Source organism: bacterium, from assembly GCA_039961635.1.
Taxonomy (GTDB): domain Bacteria; phylum 4484-113; class 4484-113; order JAGGVC01; family JAGGVC01; genus JABRWB01.
In genome coordinates this window covers 43,052-62,502 of sequence record JABRWB010000032.1, presented here as the reverse complement: position 1 = coordinate 62,502, position 19,451 = coordinate 43,052, and the positions used below count along the sequence as shown (strand labels likewise).

At 56.4% G+C, this 19,451-nt stretch carries 16 protein-coding genes; 12 read left to right on the top strand and 4 right to left on the bottom strand.

Translation table 11 applies throughout. The annotated features are described in order from the left end of the window. Nucleotides 1–304: 304 nt before the first annotated feature. The 3 genes from HRF49_05365 (at nt 305) to HRF49_05355 (ending at nt 3,119) form a co-directional block, all read left to right on the top strand. Complete coding sequence (locus HRF49_05365) at nt 305–2,050, top strand: S8 family serine peptidase (GenBank protein MEP0814076.1); 1,746 nt, start codon at nt 305–307, stop codon at nt 2,048–2,050. 16 nt (nt 2,051–2,066) lie between these two features. Next, on the top strand, nt 2,067–2,534 hold the full coding sequence (locus HRF49_05360; GenBank protein ID MEP0814075.1) for a hypothetical protein: 468 nt from the start codon (nt 2,067–2,069) through the stop codon (nt 2,532–2,534). A gap of 141 nt (nt 2,535–2,675) precedes the next feature. Beyond that, nucleotides 2,676–3,119: a hypothetical protein gene (locus tag HRF49_05355; protein MEP0814074.1), complete on the top strand. Its 444-nt coding sequence runs from the start codon at nt 2,676–2,678 to the stop codon at nt 3,117–3,119. A 78-nt stretch (nt 3,120–3,197) separates the two neighbouring features. Here HRF49_05355 and HRF49_05350 read toward each other — a convergent pair whose 3' ends face one another. Beyond that, nucleotides 3,198–3,530: a hypothetical protein gene (locus HRF49_05350; GenBank protein ID MEP0814073.1), complete on the bottom strand. Its 333-nt coding sequence runs from the start codon at nt 3,528–3,530 to the stop codon at nt 3,198–3,200. 87 nt (nt 3,531–3,617) lie between these two features. Then, nucleotides 3,618–4,277: a glycerol-3-phosphate 1-O-acyltransferase PlsY gene (gene plsY / locus HRF49_05345; GenBank protein ID MEP0814072.1), complete on the bottom strand. Its 660-nt coding sequence runs from the start codon at nt 4,275–4,277 to the stop codon at nt 3,618–3,620. 118 nt (nt 4,278–4,395) lie between these two features. Here plsY and HRF49_05340 point away from each other — a divergent pair, with 118 nt between their 5' ends. From HRF49_05340 to larA, 9 genes are all read left to right on the top strand, one after another. Continuing rightward, nucleotides 4,396–8,088, top strand: coding sequence for a VCBS repeat-containing protein (locus tag HRF49_05340; protein ID MEP0814071.1), 3,693 nt, complete (start codon nt 4,396–4,398; stop codon nt 8,086–8,088). Nucleotides 8,089–8,305: 217 nt separating this feature from the next. Beyond that, nucleotides 8,306–9,172, top strand: coding sequence for a hypothetical protein (locus tag HRF49_05335; GenBank protein ID MEP0814070.1), 867 nt, complete (start codon nt 8,306–8,308; stop codon nt 9,170–9,172). Between the two features lie 172 nt (nt 9,173–9,344). Then, complete coding sequence (locus HRF49_05330; GenBank protein MEP0814069.1) at nt 9,345–9,770, top strand: hypothetical protein; 426 nt, start codon at nt 9,345–9,347, stop codon at nt 9,768–9,770. Between the two features lie 124 nt (nt 9,771–9,894). After that, nucleotides 9,895–11,034, top strand: a complete 1,140-nt coding sequence (locus HRF49_05325) for a hypothetical protein (GenBank protein ID MEP0814068.1) — start codon at nt 9,895–9,897, stop codon at nt 11,032–11,034. Between the two features lie 17 nt (nt 11,035–11,051). Beyond that, nucleotides 11,052–11,459 (top strand): cytidine deaminase, encoded by a 408-nt coding sequence (cdd, locus tag HRF49_05320; GenBank protein ID MEP0814067.1) that lies wholly within the window; start codon nt 11,052–11,054, stop codon nt 11,457–11,459. A 25-nt stretch (nt 11,460–11,484) separates the two neighbouring features. Then, a complete protein-coding gene (locus HRF49_05315; GenBank protein ID MEP0814066.1) occupies nt 11,485–12,069 on the top strand; it encodes a L,D-transpeptidase in 585 nt (194 codons plus the stop codon). Between the two features lie 14 nt (nt 12,070–12,083). Next, nucleotides 12,084–14,150 (top strand): AAA family ATPase, encoded by a 2,067-nt coding sequence (locus tag HRF49_05310; GenBank protein MEP0814065.1) that lies wholly within the window; start codon nt 12,084–12,086, stop codon nt 14,148–14,150. Nucleotides 14,151–14,162: 12 nt separating this feature from the next. Beyond that, entirely contained in the window at nt 14,163–15,041 is an 879-nt protein-coding gene (locus HRF49_05305; protein ID MEP0814064.1) for a hypothetical protein, read from the top strand. Between the two features lie 77 nt (nt 15,042–15,118). Then, on the top strand, nt 15,119–16,558 hold the full coding sequence (larA, locus tag HRF49_05300; protein ID MEP0814063.1) for a nickel-dependent lactate racemase: 1,440 nt from the start codon (nt 15,119–15,121) through the stop codon (nt 16,556–16,558). 248 nt (nt 16,559–16,806) lie between these two features. Here larA and HRF49_05295 read toward each other — a convergent pair whose 3' ends face one another. Together HRF49_05295 and HRF49_05290 are read right to left on the bottom strand one after the other, a co-directional pair. Further along, entirely contained in the window at nt 16,807–18,213 is a 1,407-nt protein-coding gene (locus HRF49_05295) for a sugar transferase (protein ID MEP0814062.1), read from the bottom strand. A gap of 406 nt (nt 18,214–18,619) precedes the next feature. Beyond that, the gene (locus tag HRF49_05290) at nt 18,620–19,444 is read right to left on the bottom strand and encodes an undecaprenyl-diphosphate phosphatase (protein MEP0814061.1); all 825 of its coding nucleotides are present in this window, start codon (nt 19,442–19,444) and stop codon (nt 18,620–18,622) included. Between the last annotated feature and the right edge of the window lie 7 nt (nt 19,445–19,451).

Here is a 19,451-nt window from a genome sequence, read left to right as displayed (position 1 = left end):
GCCAATCCGCACTGCAACAACGCCGAGCCGTCGGTTGAAGCAGCGTTTTACGCACCCCTCTTAAGCAACTCCAACGCGCATTTGTGAATTTTCTATCAAGGTTTTCCCGCCGCTAGGGGATTCCCTATGCGGGTATAATCCGCGCGTACCCTCCCGGCGAGGACTGCCAGGGGATAGGGCGATTTTGCCAAGCAGGCGAATTTATGATTCGAAGAGATTGGGACGGCGATGAAACCTCCCCACGGTGGAGGATCCCGCGCGTCCCTGTTTCGATATACAATTCTGCATTGAGGAGGATTTTGTCATGAGAAGTAATTTGTCAAAACTTGCCAGGGGGGGGGCTGCGGTTGCCATAGTCCTCGCCCTGATGGTGCTCGCCATGCTTGCGGTTAGCCTCGCAAGCTGCGGCGAAGGCGCAAAAAAGCAGCTCGTTGGAAGCTCGCCCGGCGCAGCGCCGGGGAGCGACCCGGATAACGACCAGGTTGCGAATGCGGGAGACCGCAAGGTGGCCGTCGGCCCGGACATGGGAGGCGATGATGAACCGGAAGGGGGCGAGGGGCTGCTGGATTCACCTAATCCGGCAGATCCTGCTTATGACGACCTCACAGCAGTAATCAGGCCATTTACCGATCCAAGAACAGGCCAAACTTACGATATTGTGGATGGACGTGTGATTGTCGCGTTCAAGAACCCGCCAGTGCTTCCGCTTATGGATGAAAACTACTTCGACGTAGAGCGCTTTCAAACCGACCCATGCTATTCCATCCAATATCCACTGATTGTCGGCGATCCGGAGATTGACACGTTCATTATTGCGGAAAACCTGACGGTTTATTCCGAATGGCGTGCACACAGAAGTATGGCCGCCATTTTGCCGGAAGGAACATCGGTTGAGGAAGCTGTCGCAAATTGGCCGGCTACTTACCCCGCCTTGGTTCTTTCCGCTGATCCGGATTCGGTTTATGCAACCTGTGCCTGGCCTTATTCCGGAGACTCCAACGACGAACTTTTTGTCAACCAGTGGAACATCAAGGAACGTACGCCAACTCAGTTTGATATCAATATTCAAACTACTTGGCAACATGGCAAGATCGGAAATAGCGATGTGGTTGTTGCTGTTCTCGATACCGGAATACAGAGAAGCCATCAGGATCTGGCCTCCAGGTTGACTGCCTATGGCGCGAATGTATTCCCGAAATTTGGCAAAACAAAAATCCTTCTTGACGGAGGAGAACCATGGCCAAGTATTGTCGACGACAATATGTGGAATGCAATAAACGTTGGTCATGGTACTTGTGTTGCGGGCATTCTTGGCGCCGTAATCAACAACGATCTCGGACCGCAAGAGCATGAAAGAGATGTTGCTGGCATTACGCAAAATGTCCCTATGCTCCCAGTTGCAATGTCAGGCCATAATGAAGGAGGTAAATTCCGTTACTTTGAATCCACAAACATAAATGCATTTTATGTTTTGGGTGCTTTCAAAGGGGAGTTTGACAAATGGCAGCTGTATCCTGATGATCCCAAGCTACACCTCAATATCGAGGTTGTAAATTGCAGTTTTGGTGGATTAGCCTCATCCCTAACATATCGCAACGTAGTTGCGAATGTTGCAAGGTATTCGGTGCTTGTTGGCTCTGCCGGTAATGACAGTAGCGATATTGCTGTGCAATTTCCGGCGACTCATTCTGATGCGCTTGCAGTTGCAGCCTACAATTACCTTGGTCAAAAGCCGACATGGAGCAATTGGAATCCTGCATTCGTTGACGTGGCGGCGCCTGGCGATTTGATAACTACGACGGACATGAAGGGATTTAGTTCCCATGGTTGGCGGCTGGGATATACAGATGGTCCAATTTACAGCTCCTTTAGCGGAACTTCAGCATCAGCACCGCACGTAAGCGCTGTTGCAGCACTCCTTGCTTGTTACACTTCTGACGCTCCATCGGGCATTCGAACGCAAATCCGTAACAACGAGCAGCCTCTAAACCACTACCCATATTTTAGCTTGTACGGCGGCGTGGATGCTGCGCGTGTGTTTGGATATTAGTTCAAAGGAGGCCAATATGAAGTGCATTCCAATCATTCCCATAGTACTTGCAGTCACTTTTGGTTTCGTTGCTTGCGGCCAAAGCGTGCAGAATGAAAGCGGATTCGACCTGCCATTCCGGAGCACTGGGGTAGTGGGATACACACAAGATGGGAAATTGTTTACTGAGCAGGCTGTCCCCGCACCGGTAACCGTTTTTGCCAATGTTTATCTACATAACGGCCCAGATCCACCATTGCAAAATCGAATCGCGAAAGTCGAGATGGACTTCGGGGACTCCGGAGGTTGGGTAGATGTTACAAGTGCGATCAGGATGTTCAACGAAGATCAGCTTTTCAATGTGCTTCCAAGTCACACGTACACAATTCCCGGTAACTATCACATTGCCGCTCGATTGACGATGAACTGGGGCGAAATTCTGTATTCAGAAAGCAGCGCAGAACCCAATATCATCGTCCTCCCTCCCGAAGACGCCGGAAGCTGATGTTTGCCTGAGGTTTGATTGATCTTTGTCGCAAGATGCGCGACGGTCCCATCCCGTCCGCGCCACGAATTTCTTCGCTCACTTTGGGCCGTCGCGGCTCTGTTGATGCTTATGCCGCAGGCAATTAAGAGGGGAGGAAAAATGAAGTATCTTTTTGCGATTTTTGCTTGCATCCTGGTATTGCTTGCATCTGGTTGTTCGTCGTCAAACAACCCCATAACTCCCATTTTTGTTCCTCGATTAGTGTGGCCGTGGTTCTCTCCGATTTCAGGACCGGCACCTTTAGTAATAAGAGGAGCCCTTGGTGTTCAATCAGACTCAACGGACATTGGACACGATCCCTTTTACAGCAAAATCGAAGTTGACTTTGGTGACGGCGCCGGCTGGACCGATGTAACCGCTCAGCTTGAGAACTATTGGCAAAACGGTCTGAAGCCGCAGGATTTGATTGTGCATGAATACTCCGCCCCCGGAGTATTCATAATCCGAGCTCGCGCAACCTATTGGGATGGTGCTGTCGTATACAGCGAAAGCCCATACGAGCGCACAATCAACGTCCTCCCTCCCGAAGAAGCCGGAAGCTGACGATTGTTGAAGTTTGACTGATCTTTATCGCCGGGCGCGCGCCGGTCCTATCCCGTCCGCGTTTTGTCGCGCGTTGCTTCACCCGAATATCACATACACCGTATCGCCTTCATGCAGCGTGACGTACCGGCGGTGGCCGAAGCTGTCGCGAACGATCCAGGTTCCCGCGCTCAATTGCACGATAATCGTTTCGCCGTGATAGGTCGGGCCGTACACCCTGTTGCCGATGTAGAAATAGCTGGAGCGGCCCATCTGGTTCGATATCGAAATCGAGCCGAGGGTGCCGCTGCCGTCGCCGAAGTGCCAGACTCCGGCGAGGCCGATCGAGGCCGCGCAGCCCGAAAGCAGCATCGCCGCGCCGAAAACTAATAGCAGCCTGCGCACGTGGAGATTATACCCGGCTTTGGACAACCGCGCCGGAGCATCCTGCCGGAATCTCCGCCGCGGGAAAAGCGGCGAGCCTATTGAATTTCGGACCGGCGGGCCATTTGCGTGGGACTACGCGGCGGGTTTTTTGGAGCCGAACTTGTTCTCGGTGCCCGCGGCGAGGCGCTTGATGTTTTCCCTATGAGTGAACAGGACAAGCGCGGCCGTGAGCGCAGCCATAGGCCAGTAAGCGTGAATCGGCGCGAGCGCTTGCACGGGCAGGAGCGTGACCGCAAGAAAGGCGAGCGCGGCGAGGATGCTGCCGAGGCTGATGTAGCGGGTGGGAACCGCCGCCGCCAGGAAAACGGCGAGGGGGATGAACACGTACCAGCCGATGAGGCCGATAATCACGCCGAGTCCGGTGGCAATGCCCTTTCCGCCTTTGAATCCAAGCCAGGGCGTGAAGGTGTGGCCGAGGACCGCCGCGAGCGCGACGGCCATCAGCGTCCAGGCCGCCGTGGGTTCCGCGTGCGAGCCGGGCGAAACCGAGAGCCGCGATCCGGCCAGGACTACGGGCAAAAGCCCTTTCGCGACGTCAAGAAGAAAGCATGTGTATCCCGGGACGGCGCCGAAGCTGCGCAGGACGTTCGTGAAGCCGATGTTGCCGCTTCCCAGCTTGCGTACGTCCCTGCCGTAAAAGATGCGGCCGATGAGCCAGCCCCACGGGACGCTGCCCGACAGGAACGAGGCGAGAATCCAGAGCGAAATCCGAAAGGCTGTTTCCTGGTTCACCGGTGCAATTATAGCAGGGGCGCGCCCCAAGAATAACCGCAAACAGGTACCCGATTGGTATAATTCATCGGGGAGGCGAATTCGGGTCGTCTTCCATATTGCAAGGGGGTTTGCCGAAATGAGGGGTATTGCTTCTGCATTAGTTTTATCGATTGCGCTGTTTGTTTTCGCTTTCGCCTGCGCGCCGGGCGAAGAAGAAGAGGCTGCGATGCAAAGCGGGGGGCGGGGGCTCGCCCGCAAGCCTACCAAGAGCGGCAAGTTCGAGTCGTTCGATCTCGCGGAGAGAACGCCCGCGGCACAGCCCGGTTTCACGCGCGTTTCCGGCGCCGACTGCGGAATCACATTCGCCAACAAGGCCGTCCGCAAGGACTGGCTGGTGGACATCGGCCTCGACCAGGCGGTGGCGGCATCGGGCGTGGCCGCGGGCGACTATGACGGCGACGGCGACATAGACCTTTACTTTTGCGGACTGGACACGCCCAGCAGGCTTTACCGCAACGACGGCGGATGGAAATTCACGGACGTGACGGCCGAATCCGGCGAAGGGCTGGACGGCAAAGGCTATCCCGCGTTTTCGGCTTCATTCTTCGATATAGACGGGGATGCCGATCTCGATTTGTACGTCGGCAACAGAATCGATCCGAATTTGCTGTTCGTCAACGACGGAAAAGGGCATTTCACCGAAGAGGCAGGGATGCGCGGGCTTGCGTTCGACTACGCGACGGCGAGCACCGCCGTGCTGGACGCGGAACGCGACGGCGACCTGGATTTGTACATTGCCAACTACCGCGCGCCCCACTTTTTCACGAACGAACCGGTTCCGGACAAGATGACCGGACGCTGGGCGCCCGAGTACGGACGGTTCGAACTCGACCCCCAGTTCCAGGACAAGTGGTATTTGGACGAGGCGAACAAGTACCGCCTTAAGCCCGACCCCGACCTGCTGATGATCAACGACGGCAAGGGCAACTTCACCAACGGTACGGACAAGGCGGGCATCACGGGATACAGTTGGAGCTTCAACGCTCTGGCGTGCGACTTCAACGACGACGGATACACCGACCTCTACGTGAACGGCGACTTCGACACCGCCGACCATTATTGGATCAACAACGGCGACGGCACCTTCACGAACCGCAACAAGGACATGCTGCGCCGCACCCCATGGTTTTCGATGGGCTCCGACGCGGGCGACCTGAACGGCGACGGCAGGATGGATATTTTCGCCGGAGACATGCTTGCGCGCGACTACAAGGAAGCCCGCAAGCAGAGCGGCGACATGTACGCATTTCGCTATGAGTTGATCAACTTCAAGCCGCAGCAACTCATGCGCAACTGCATGTATTTGAACCGCGGCCAAGGCTGGATGACCGAAATGGCGGAATATGCGGGAGTGCAGGCGTCAGACTGGACGTGGAGCTGCAGGATTGCCGACCTCGATTCGTCCGGCATTCCGGAGATTTTCGCGACGACGGGGCACGTATCCTCCACGATCGACGTTGACACTGCGAACAAAATCGAATCGCTCGGCAGCATGGAGGCGAAGCTGGAATTCGTCGAGCATGTGCCGCCGCTGCTGCACAACGACGCCGTGTTCACCGCGGCGGAGCCGTTAAAATACAAAAGCCCAGAAGACAACTGGGGAATCAAGGACGGCGCAGTCGGCGGAGGGTGCGTAATCACCGACCTCGACGGCGACGGCGATCCCGATATAGTTGTAAACCAAACAAACGCCGAGGCCGCTATCTGGAGGAACGACCTGGAAAGCGGCAATCTTGTCCAGCTCGATTTGAAGCAGGATCCGCCGAATACAACCGCCGTCGGCGCCCGCGTTTGGGCGTATTGCGGCGAGGACGTTTTTACTCAAGAGGTGATAATCGGACGCGGCTTCGGCTCGGGCGAAAGCACCAGGATTCACTTGGGCCTGGGAGAGCACGAAAAGATAGACAAGCTGGAAGTCCGCTGGCCCGATGGGACGTACGAAACGTTTACGGACTTGCCGGCCAACAAAAGGCACACGGTATACAAGGGAACGAATCTTCCGGAATGGATGGAAATTAAGCCCAAACCGATGTTCGTGCAAACCGACCTGCAATGGGAGCAAAAGGAAAGCGACACTCTCGAAAAGGAATTCGCCGCGGAGCCGCTCTTGCCCAACCAGCGAAGCACGCTGGGAACCGGGGTAAGCGTCGCAGATTTCAATGGAGACGGATTTTTGGATGTTTATTTCGCCGGCCCGGCGGGCCAGAAGGGCGCGTTTTTCAATGGCGACGGGAAAGGTAATTTCGCGGAATCGCCCCTGCCGGAAGATTTTATTCCGAAAGGCACGGAGGAAATGGCGCCGCTTTGCTTCGATGCAGACGGAGACGGAAGGTTGGATCTGTTCGTCTCAAGCGGAAGTTTCGAAGCAGAACCCACAAGCCCCGAAATGAGAAGCAACTTTTACTTGAACAAGCCCGATGGTTGGAAAAAGATGAACGTGCCGGAAACCAGGGTATCCTCGGGTTCGGCAGTGGCATCGGACATAGACCGCGACGGCGATTTGGATGTTTTCGTCGCAGGAAGGCTGTGGCCGTACAAGTTTGCCAAGCCCGTCCCGTCGTACGTTTTCGAAAATTTGGGAGACGGCAAACTCGACTTCGGAATAGAAAAGCTCGCGCCCGCTTTGATGCAGTCGCCCGCTCTCGTTTCGGAAGCCCAGTTTGCGGACATAGACGGCGACGGCAGGCAGGACTTGATTCTCGCGACCGAGTTCGGCCATGTGCAAATTTGGAAAAACGACGACGGAAAGCTCGCCAAGTTCGCGGACGCCGGGCCGTCAGGAATGTGGACGAGCCTCGGCATAGGCGATTTCGACAACGACGGCGACCTTGACATAGTGGCCGGGAACTGGGGACAAAACGTCAAATACCACCCGAGCTCCGATAAGCCCTGGACGGTGATTTGCGACGATTTCGACAAGAACGGCACGCGCGACGTCGTCGAAGTGAAATACCGCAAGGACGGCTGCATGCTGCCCGGCCGAGGTCGAAGCTGCAGCGGATACGCGATAAGCTATATCCCGGAAAAATTCCCGACCTGGGCGAGCTTCGCCGACGCCACTTGGGAGGACATTTACGGGCCAGCCGACAAAGCCGCCGAACGCTATGATGCCGAAGAAATGCGCTCGATGATCCTTATCAACGACGGGGCGGGCAACTTCATCGCCAAGGAACTTCCGCCGATGGCCCAGTGGGCTCCCGCGTTCGGAATCGGTGTCGCGGATTTCGACCTGGATGGAAACCTGGACTGTTACATCGCGAACAATTTCGAGCTGCCGCAGTGCGAGACCGGGCGCTGGAACGCCGGATACGGAGTGCTTCTTCTGGGAAACGGCGATTGCACTTTCAGGGCGCTCGACCGCGACGAATCGGGGATTTCGATGCACTGGGAGGGCCGCGGCGTCGTTCCGGCGGATTTCAACGGAGACGCCCGGCCCGATTTCGTCGTATCCGCAAGCAACGGCAAGCCCCAGGTCGCATTTGCGGAAAAGGATTCCGGCCTCGGCACGAATCTGTGGGTATCGCTGAAAGGCAAGGCGCCCAACACATTCGGCGTCGGCGCAAGGCTGAAGCTGGAGCTGTCCGGCGGCGGCAAGATTGTTCGCGAGGTTCAGGCCGGAAGCGGATATCTGTCAAGCTACGCCGGAGCGGTGCACTTCGGCATCCCGAAGGGCGAAAAGCCGGTCAGTCTTTCGGTTAACTGGCCGGACGGCGGAACATCGTTTGTCAACAAGTTTGGCAAGGGAACCCTGGAGGTAGAGCAGCACTAGCCGGTCAGCGGAGAAATTCCGGCTGTTTCCCGGCTGCAAGCAGCGCGGGGAACGCGCCGCCCAAGAGGGCTAAAACCGGTAATGTTGATAACCCGGCGCGGCGGCTCGCCGACAGGCTTGGCGGCACTTGTTTGGCCTCGCACCGGGCGCTTTGCATTCGCGAATAATCGTGCTATTATTACCCGACTCAAGTTTTGCTTTCCCACAGGAGCGGATGATGAGAACGCTTACCTTGGCGGTGCTATTCGTGGTGGCGATGGCGGGCGGCGCAATCGCGGCCGGACTTACGGTCGACGACTTCTATCCCGCGATGCCGTCGCGCACAATGATCGATTACCGCGAAGCATTGTTGCAGTACCCGTCCCAACGTTTTCAGCTGGTACACGACAAGGAAATGGGGTACACCGTGTACGGTTACCTATTCACCCGCGAGATGGTCAAGGATTTTATTCAGGCTGTTATTGACGAATACGGCCTAAACGATCCAGGCGACATCCAGTGGCTGATCGACAAGTACGCCTACTACACGCCGGAGCCCGGACAGGTTCTGGTGTTCGCGTACTTCGAAGGCTTTCATATGGAGAACCGCTATTACAAGGAACTTCTGGACACTTGGCCCGAAACCGTTTACTTCGAATTCGGCGTTGACCAGATTCAGCGGATCATCGAGCGCCAGCGCAAGAACGTGGAGCACTACCGCGGCGAGCCGGAAGAGGGCGACAACCAGTACGGCGGCGGCATCAATCCGATAACGTTCCATTACACCGACGACTGGATTTGGGCGATCAAGCCGGAATACAGCTTCGAATACCGCCGGGTGCCCAACGCGTACGAGTACCGATTCGAATTTTGGTTCACCGACAGCGACATCCAGCTCGTAAAGGATCTTATCGAGAACGAAATTTTCCCGACATTCAGGCTTGTCTCTTCGCAGTACAACCTGTACGGCAAACGCACCTTCGACAGGCGGTTCGGCAACTGGATAATCAAGTCGCTCGATCCCGAGTATTTCGATATGGTAATGGAGCAGCAACGCAAGAAGCTGTGGACCGGAGCCAAACTCAGCGATCCGAACAGGTATTAGCAACATTGCTCTTCCCGACTACTACGAGCCCCGCTTCAGGGCGGGGCTTTTTCGCGTGAATCGGTTGCTTTCAGTCCTGCCGACAGGGATTTGCGCGATGCGCGCTATGGACATCGATTGTTGACATGCGGCGCGGCGGCGGTTAATCTCGTCCCGTTTCAAAGAGGTTGAAATGGCTCCCATCAAACTCAAATGGTGGACAGTCTGCAAGGACAAAACCCTTGCGGCCGTAATCGACAACCGCCCGGCGCCTTCCCTTGCCGGATTCGAAAAGGTGCCCGCGATTGTGCTCGAAAACGAAGCCGCGGTCCGGGATTTTTCGTACCGGTGCCACTGGCAGATGTACGTGGAGCATCTTCCCGTCCAAAAGCTGCAAGGAGAAGGCGGGAACTGCAGAATGATCCTGCCGGGCGACTTCGGAATGGAAAAGGTCGTGGAAATGACCGATTTCGTGCACGCGCATCTGCGTAACCTGCCCGGAATTCATCTTGCCGACGAAGTGTATTTGATCAAAAACGTCGCGGTCGGCAAGTCCGGCAGCGGCTCAACCGGCAGGGTGGAAACCGGACCGGAAGGCGCGTTCCTGATTTTGGCCTGAAATTTCCGCCCGGCGGACAAACCGCTCGTCCGGCAGCAGCCCCGCAATACGCGACCGGCGACCTTATTGCGCGCCCGCAAGATTGACTGTATACTCAAATCCGTTTTATTGCTCGAGGTTGGATATGGGTCTTTTCAGCTGGCTCGGTCGTTTGTTCGGAAAAAAGCAGTCAAAAATACCGGCGAAAATCGTCGAGTACCGGTCGCGCCCGGGTAAGCAAGGTTCCGTTCGATTTTCCGAACCAAAGCCTTCTTCAACCTATACTCCTTCGACTTCGTACACGCCCAGAAGTCCGCGAGAGAAGCACCAGGAGCCGCCGGCTGCAGAACGCGACCTGTTCGACCTTGCGGGGGACCGAGCCGAGCGCAGGCGCGCGGCGGAGGCAAAGGCCCGCGAAGAGGCCGCCGCCCAAGAGCAAGCGAAAACCGACCGTTGGTCTTCCGCTCCGGGAGCGAGTCCTTTTGAAACAGATAAGCGACCCGAACCCGAGCCGGAACCGGAGCCCCAGCCGGACAGGTGGTCGTCGCCGTCCGGAGCAAGCCCGTTCGAAACGGCCGCGCAACCCGAAAAAGCGCCGGAGCCCGAGCCTGCGACGGCGCCGCCTCCGGCGGACGACTGGTCGCCGCTTGATCTTGCCCGCGAAATAAAGTCCGCGCATCCCGAAGCCGCGTCCGCGCCGGCGGAAGCATCCGCTACCTCCGTAGATACCGAGGAACCAGTCGTGGAGCTCGGCGGCGAGGCCGCGAGTCCTGAAGAGCTTTCCGCAATGGGAGTAACAGTCGAAGAGCCGAAGCCCGAAGCTGCAACGGCACCTGTAGAAGAGGCATACAGGCCGGCCGCATCCGCCGAACCGGCTGCGGAACCGGAGCCCGAACACGAAGAGGAAGAGGACTCACACCTGCTTGACAAAATCAAGGTTCAGACGGTCGAAGGCGCGGGAACGATAACGATTCAGCGCAAGCGAATTGAAACCAAAAGCATGAATATTGGCGGCGAAACGTTCGAAATAGCCATTTTCGAGTATCAGAACAAGTCCAAGGCGGCCCGCGTTCCTCGCGCCGCGATCGAGAAAATGACCGAAATCGCCAAACAGAACAATTTGAAAGTGCTGCCGAGGCGGCAAAACGCGGCGATTATGGCCGGCAGGTTTTTGGGCGTCGCCAGGGTGGAACTTCAAACGCGAGCGGAAAAAGAGGAATACCACCTGGTGGACTTCACCGACCAGTATTACGAAATCAGCTTTGATCCCCTGCCCGAAGCATGATCGGATTTCAATTACCGGTGGAGCCCGCAAAGCTTCTCGAATCTGCACGCGACGCGATGAAGCGCTCGTATTCCATTTACTCGCACTTCCCGGTGGGCGCAGCCGTGGTGTCGCACGACGGCCGCGTTTTTTCCGCCGCAAACGTGGAAAACGCCAGTTTTGGACTGACTATATGCGCGGAGCGCGCCGCGGTCGCGCGAATGGTGGCCGAGGCGGGCTTCCGAACGATTGTCGCAGTGGCCGTCGTCGCGGAAAAACAGCCGGATGTCGTTCCGTGCGGAGCCTGCCTGCAGGTGCTTGCCGAATTCGGCGCGCCTGATTGCGTAGTGCTAGGCGAAGATGAATCGGGGGGGATTTCCAGCCGGCGACTGATGGAATTTCTTCCGTTCGCGTTCAATCTGGGGAAGCCGAAAACCAAATCTTGATTTCGTTCGCGGGGTATAATCTGGCGTGCCAATTGTACTGAAAATTGCATCCGTGACGGCGGTCACCGCGATTGCCGCTTTCTGCACGTGCATTCCTGCTTCATTTGCCGAACCTGAAAGCCAGGAAACTCAAAATACTTCAAAGGTCGCCCGGATAATAATCAACCTTGAAGAGCAGCGGTTGTTCGCTCTCGATTCAAATGGATTCGTGCTGCATGCGTTCCCCATTTCCAGCGGAAAGGCCGGATATGGAACGCCCACGGGAAGCTATAAGATTTACAATAAACACCCGAGCGCATACAGCAGGAAGTACAGCGCGACAATGACGAATTGGATGGCGTTAACCCCCGACGGCGCTTACGGCATACACGGCCTTCTTGGATGGTCCTACTACAAGTTGATCGGGACGCCGGCTAGCCATGGGTGCATAAGGCTGAAAAGGGAAGACGCGAAGAAACTTTACGCGGACGTTTCGGTCGGAATCCCCGTGGATATCGTAAAGGTTCCGCCGCTGAACCTGCCTTTCGCAAACACGTCAGGCACTCATTTGTTCGAGATTATGCTGATAGAATCCACGCTTGAAAGGCTCTACGGAGACGCGAGCCTTTAGAGGTAATCGAATATATGGCTGACAAATCGCCCGATATTCGGGCAATTTCCTACTGGAACGATTTTGCATCCATCTGTTCGGGCTTTAAAAAGCCGAACAAAAGTCCGGCGCGACGGCTGATGGAAGACATTCCGCCCGAGCCGTGGCAAAATCTGGCGCGGCAGTATTTGGCCGACATTCCAAATCCTTCGCCCGGTTTGCTGAAAAGCAAGCGATTTTTCAACATAGGACTGCAGTTCGCCGAAAAAGCGGAGCTTCATTGCGCATTCGCGGCCTGGTGCGTACTCGCGGGCTGCTCTTGGGACTTTTCCGCGTCGGTGCGGCTGCTGTCTCAAATGCACAGCAGGCCGCTGAAGCAACTTGATCTATACGGCGCGGCGCTCTTGTTGATTGAGCGCGTATTGCTCAAACTCGCGAAGACGCATGGCGAAAAGTTGCTGCGGCCCGTGCTTGTGATTACCGCCGACTTGTGCAACTCGCTGAATATGGGCCAGGAAGGCATGGCGGCTTCGAAGCTGATTCACAAGCTGCTGCGCAATCTCGACGAGCCGGCTGCGTCAAAACCGTTCGGGCCGAATATGTTCGTGGAGCTTGCAACCGCCCTCGCCGAAGACGGGCTCAACAAAGAGGCGGAGTCCGTAGCAAAAATAGGCCTCGCCTTTTTCCCCCACATACCCGAGCTGATGGCTTACAAAGCGGACCGCTCTCCGGGCGACACCTTTTTTGAAAGGACTCCGAGCGAGCTTGAGCGGATGCTGGATCTGTTTCCCGACCTTCCTGAATTCAGACGGCGGCGTGCGTTCATTTATTTCGACCGCGAGGATTACGCACGCGCCGCCGAGGACATGCGCGTGTTTCTCGATATGGTACCGGGCGACAAAGAGGTGCGCACCGCGTACGCGCAGGCGCTCGCGATGAGCTACCGCCCCATCGAGGCTATCGAGCAGTTCACTTTGCTGATACAGAACGACCCTGAAACGGCGTCGCATTACCTGGGACGCGCCCGCGTCTATGACCAGTTGGACGTAAGCGACCGCGCGATGGAAGATTACGCGCGCGCGCTGGAGCTCGATCCGGGGCTTGTGGAGGCGCAGCTCGGCCGCGACCAGTCGCTGCTGAAGCGCCGCTCTATGGGAATGGACGACGACGTGTACTCCGCATATTCGACCGGCAGCGAGGAGAAGCTGCTTGGCGAGCAGCGCATTCCGGCGGACACGTTCGCGGACATCGCCGGGCTTGAATCGGTCAAGGAAATCGTGCGCGAGACGATTCAATATCCGCTGACGAATCCGGAACTCGCGGCGAAATACGGCAAGCGCGCGGGGGGCGGCGTTCTGTTTTTCGGGCCTCCGGGCTGCGGCAAAACGATGCTCGCGCGCGCGGCCGCCGGCGAGTGCAAGCTTTTCTTCATAAACGTGAATCTGTCCACCGTTCTCGACAAGTGGGTCGGCAATTCGGAAAAGGCCATAGCTACCATCTTCCGCGCGGCTCGCAAAAAGGCGCCCTGCATAATGTTCATAGACGAACTCGACGCGCTCGGAATGGCGCGCGAGGAAAGCCACACGGGCTGGGAAAAGAAAATAATCAGCCAGCTTTTGACCGAGATGGACGGAATCGAAAGCAACAACGAGAATCTTATGGTTCTCGGTGCAACCAACGCGCCGTGGAACGTGGATTTGGCGCTTAGGCGCGCGGGAAGGTTCGGCAAGAGCGTGTTCGTCCCACCGCCCAACGCGGAGGAGCGAAAGGCCGTGCTTGAGCTGTACGTCGGCAAGAAGCCTTTCGTGGATCGGGAGGGAATCGACTTCGACGAGCTCGCGGCCAAGACCGAGTATCATTCGAGCGACAACCTGCGCCAGCTTGTCGAGGACGCGGCCACGATTCCGTGGAAGGAAGCGATTAAAACCGGCGTGGCGCGGCCATTGGAAATGAAAGACCTGCTCGCCGCCCTAGATTCCCGCCAGGCGGACCTGCTTGAATGGGACAAACTCGTGCGCCGCTACGAGGAATTCGCCCGCCAGACGAGAGTCAAGACCGTTATCGGATTCCGCAACCCGGGCGGAAGAAAGCAGACGGTGTAAACTTTCGCCAGATTGCCCGACGATCCGAAATTTTTTTCTTATTCGCGCACCGGCCCGTCGTTCGAGCGGCCGCCGGGCGAGCCCCGCGCGGTCATCATCAAATGCCCCAATTGCGGTAGATTCGTCCCAGCGGATGCCGAAGCGTGCGCCAAGTGCGAGTTTCCCTTCGTATGCGATCCGGTGGAAATTCCGCCCGAATACCAAAAACGCAAAAAGGGCGTCCGCGGATTTTGGAAGGTTTTGGGTTTGCTGGCGATTGTCGCGCTGGGGCTGACCGAGGCGTTTTACTTCCTTTACCGGTCGTACAGCGACGAGTATTTCGGTATTACAACCGCAGTCGCCGATTCGATAGCGCCGCTCTCCGAATCCGATGTTCCTTGGCTCAAAATAGAAGGCGACGGTTTGTTCAAGGAGCGGACGCTTTTGACCCTCGCTCTGATGAAGCAGCGGACGCCGACTTATTACGACTTCGTGGCCGACAGGATCACGGAGGTCAGCGAGATAAAAACCCGGACGCGAATTTACGTGAACGAACATCCGGTGCATTTAAAGTCCATAGGCGCGATGGTGGACAGCTTATCCGGCAAAATGTGGATCAAAACCCGAATGGCGTTCGGCGCGAACGTCGCGGACAATTCGGATTGGGCGGTTTTCAATTACGCGGCGACGCTGGTTCACGAGGCTTCGCATGTTGAATCGTCCAGGCTGGGCCTCGACCTGGACACGGTTGCCGAAGAGGTTTACTGCGAAGAAAAAGCGTACGACTTTCTCTTGCGCGCGGGTGCGCCGCAAGTGTTGATCGAACAGAAGGAAGCCTACCTGAAATATCCCGATTCGCCGAAGTACCGGAGCTGGTACCGCTGGTATCATCAGTTTTCGCAAGGCGGCTGACAAGGCATTCCCGCAAAGTGGTACAATCAGGCATCCTTCGCGTGAAGGCAAAGTGACAAATCGGCCCGGAGCCGGCGATGCCTGACTACAAACTGAAATACGGGGACAGGGAAGAAACGATTTCCGTTCCGATCGGAATAGAATGCCGCGAGTTCGCCCCGCGCGCATGCCCGCCGCTGGACAACGTTGAGAACGCGCTACGCCGCGCTCTTAGAAATCCCATCGGAGCCGCTCCGCTTATGGAGGCGGCCCGCGGGAAGAAAAATTTGGTTGTCATCGTTTCCGATCACACGCGCAAGTGCAGATACGATGCAACTCTGCCGGTTCTATTCGACGAGCTGACGAGGGTGGCGAAGATTCCCGCGCAGGCGATCACGATTTTGGTCGCAACCGGCACGCACCGCTTCATGACCGATGCCGAATTGGCTGCTCATCTTGGAACGGAAATAGTTAAAAAGTACAAAATAGTCCAGCATGACGGAAGCGATTCCGGCAAGATGAAGCGTTGCGGCAAAACAACGCGCGGCACGATAATTTATTACAATCCCGTCGCGTTCGAAGCTGATTTCATCATACTGACCGGATCGATCACCTACCATTATTTCGCGGGATTCACAGGCGGCAGAAAAGCTCTCTTTCCCGGCGTCGCCGCGCGCGAAAGCATCATCCAGAATCACTCCCTCTGTATCGATCCCGAAACGGGATTCTTCCATGACCGCGTGCGGCCGGGCAGTCTGCTGGGCAACCCGGTGCACGAGGATATGCTCGACGCGGCGGGGGAGCTGCGTCCGGACTTTCTAATGGATGTGGTTCTTACGCCCTCCGGAGGAATCGCGGGGGTTTTTGCGGGCGATTTCAGCTACGCGCACCGCGTCGGCTGCCAGTTCGTCGAGGACTTTTACGGAATAGTGGTCGGCGGCAGGGAGAATCCATACGCCGATATTGCAATCGCGAGCGCAGGCGGATACCCGCGCGACATCAACTTTTATCAGACCCATAAATCGTTGGTGAACGGAACCAATCTGCTGAATCCCGACGGCGGACAACTGGTGCTGCTCGCCGAGTGCAGGGAAGGATTGGGACATCCTGTATTCGAAGACTGGAAGGAATTCAAAACGGCGGACACCGTCAGGCTGCGCCTGCAAAACAAGTATTCCCCGCTTGGGCATTTGATTCTATCGCTTCGAACGCGCGCTGAAAAGCACAAAATTTATTTGGTCAGCTCCCTGCCCGACGAGGAAGTCCGATCGCTCGGCCTGATTCCGGCAAAAACCGCCGGACAGGCGATGGGCATGATTTTCTCCAAGGTCAGACCTCCCTTCCCTCCCATCACGATTATGCCATATGCTTCTCTCGCCACGCCGATACGGCCGAGCGACCGCGTCGGAATCACCGCAAAGGAAATGACCAAGTATTACGACGAATTCGACAAGTCGGCCGAGGAACCGGACGAAATTGAGATTGACGACGGCGACTCGAATACGAGCGAACTTGCCCGTAAGATATTCGGCGGCTAATCGTCAAATCGTTGTTCCTTCGGGATTTTGCGCATATCCAGCTTTTGATCGAGCCCGCGCATATTACGGCTGTCAAGGCGACCAATTTCCATTTGTAAAAAGTTGTTAAACGTTGTTTCGGCTCGTAAAACGTATTGCATGACCGATTTGACGGCGGCATAATTTGCACGTGGGAATATCCCACACAAACCAGTACCACCCCCTGGGGGTCCTCAATCCGGGAGGACCCTTTTTTTTATGGTCATGGATCAATACGCGCCTTTCCGCGAAAGAACCGCCGGCAGCGTTTGCAAAATAATTCTGATATCCAGCGCCAACGACCAGTTGTGAATGTAATAGGTATCCAGCTCCACGCGCTGGTCGTAAGACAGATCGCTGCGGCCGCTCACTTGCCACAGCCCGGTTAGTCCGGGCGGCACCGAACGAAGCAAACCAGCCCAATAACCGTACTTCGACAGCTCATCGCGAACTATCGGACGCGGGCCGACGATGCTGATATCTCCTCGCAGGATGTTGATGATTTGCGGAAGTTCGTCCAGGCTGGTTCTGCGCAGGAACGCGCCGAACCGCGTGATGCGCGGATCCGCCTCCGATTTGAACTTATCCTCGAATCCGGCTGGAATGCTCATTTTGGATGCATCGCGCACCATTGTCCTGAACTTAAGCAAACGGATGGTCGAATCCCCCCTGCCCAGCCGCTCATGGCTGAAGAATACCGGCGCGCCTTGCGCCGCGAGCGACGCAAGCGAAATCAAAATCAACAGCGGCAGCCAGATCGGAAGAAACAGGATTACAAGCAAAAGATCGAAAATCCGCTTTTTAAGCCGAATCCAGGCAAGCTCACCGGGCGACGCAAGCCGTACAACAGGTACGCCTTCCAGCATGGACGCGGACGACGGCACGCCGGCCGCGCCCGTGCGTTCGAGAGGCAGGATGCACTCTACTCCCGTCCGGTGACATTCGGCTATTATCGTTCCGAGCGCATCTTCGGGCACTTCTCCCGCAATCAAAAGCGCTGCGGGCGAGCCGGTCTCCCCGAAAACGTGTCTCAACACAGGCGCTTCAATGCCCTTGGCAATCGCGTCCAGGGAAAGACGTTCTCTTATTGAATATCCGACCTGCGGGCTTTTCGCGATTCGTTTTACCAGCAACTCCCCCAAAGGACTCTCGCCGAGCACTATCACCGGAATCGCGCCGATGCCTCGCAACAGATTGCCGGTGCGAAAAAAACGAAGCGCAATCCTCCAGCCAAGGCAAAGGAGAAACGAAAAGGCGAATATGAGCAAAAGCGTAAGCCGGCTTTCGGGAAAGTCGCGGATGAAAAAGCTTGCGAGAACAAGCAGAAGAAAGCCCTGCATCTGGGCGTTGACCAGGGCGGAAATTTCTTCGCCTGAAGATGCGCCGATTTTTTGGAAATAAAGGCCGTGTCCGAGATGAAGTATCAGCCAAAGCGGCACGGTAACCGCCATCAGGATCAAATATTTTTCAATCGGAATAAACTCGACCGCCGGAGGCAGGTAGCCGCTCTGAAATCTGAAATAATGGGCCAGAGCGAAAGCGGCGCACAAAATTACCGCTTCGCCGAGCAAATGCAGCCACGAGATCGGCAGCGATTCCGGAGCGCGCGGGCGGGCGTATTCGGTTTTTGTATTCACCTTTCGAATTCTATCAAAGCGTCCTCGCCCGGCAAAGACAAGACCCTCAAAATGCGCGTCCCGGCGGGGAATGCCGGGACACGTTGGGGAAACATTCTGGCCTAAGGAACGCCCGCCGGAAGCTCCATTTCGACCGATGGAGCCGCCGGTTCCAGGATTTGGAGGCCGGTCGCACACCCGATGGGTTCTGGCCATCCGTCCAGTACCACCGCCCTGAGGGCTGCGGCGATTCCGGATTCGCCGCTCCGTCAGCCACAACAACAGACCACAGATTTTAACATTTGTTCGCGCTATTTCGCAACTCTACATAACTTTTTACAACTTTTAACATTTGAAGCCGGGCAGGATGACCAAAATGGGGTCATTTTACTTTACAAATGCGAAGTTAATTGCGCGATTTACGCTGTCAGGAGCCCAGTCCGATAAAGTATGCTGCAAGTGTGCCGGCTCCAAGAATCCAGCAGTAAACAGCGAAACCGGCCAATCTGGCGCGGACGATCAGTCCGATCAGCCATTTTATCGACGCCACACCGGAGAGAAAGGCGGCAAGCATCCCAAGCAATGTCGGAACCGGCGACAAGTCCAGCAATCCAGTTATGTTTTTTGCATCGATCGCGGCCGCGCCGAGGATCGCCGGGATGGAAAGTAGAAAGCTGAACTTTGCCGCATCCTCCCGTTTCAAACCGGACGCTACGGACGCGAAGATGGTCGAGCCGCTTCTGGATATGCCCGGCAGAACGGCGACGGCCTGGGCGAGTCCGATTAAAATGCTTTTCCACCAGCATTTGTCGAAAGACGCCGACTGGCCGCGTCCCAATTTGTCCACCGTGATAAGCAGAATGCCGGTCAAAAGCAGCGCGAAGCCGACTTCGGCGAGGAGCCAGGGTTGCCCCTTCAGACGTTCAAGGTAATCCTTGAAGGGCAACGCCGCGGCGGCGGTCGCCGTCGAACCCACGAGTATCCAAAGCGCAAGCCCTCTGTCACGAACGAAGGCATTCGATTTATCCCTTTGACGGAACAAGCTGACAAATACCTTCGCGATATCCTTCCAGAACACCCAAAAAACCGCGGCGAGGGTTGCGAGGTGCAGCAGCACTTCGTATGATACAGATGTCGCGGAGTAACCCAACAGCTTTTCCGCAATTATCAAATGTCCGCTGGAGCTAACCGGAAGAAACTCGGTCAAACCCTGAACAAGGCCGAGCAGGATGTAAGTAAGAATTTCGTTCATCAAGGAA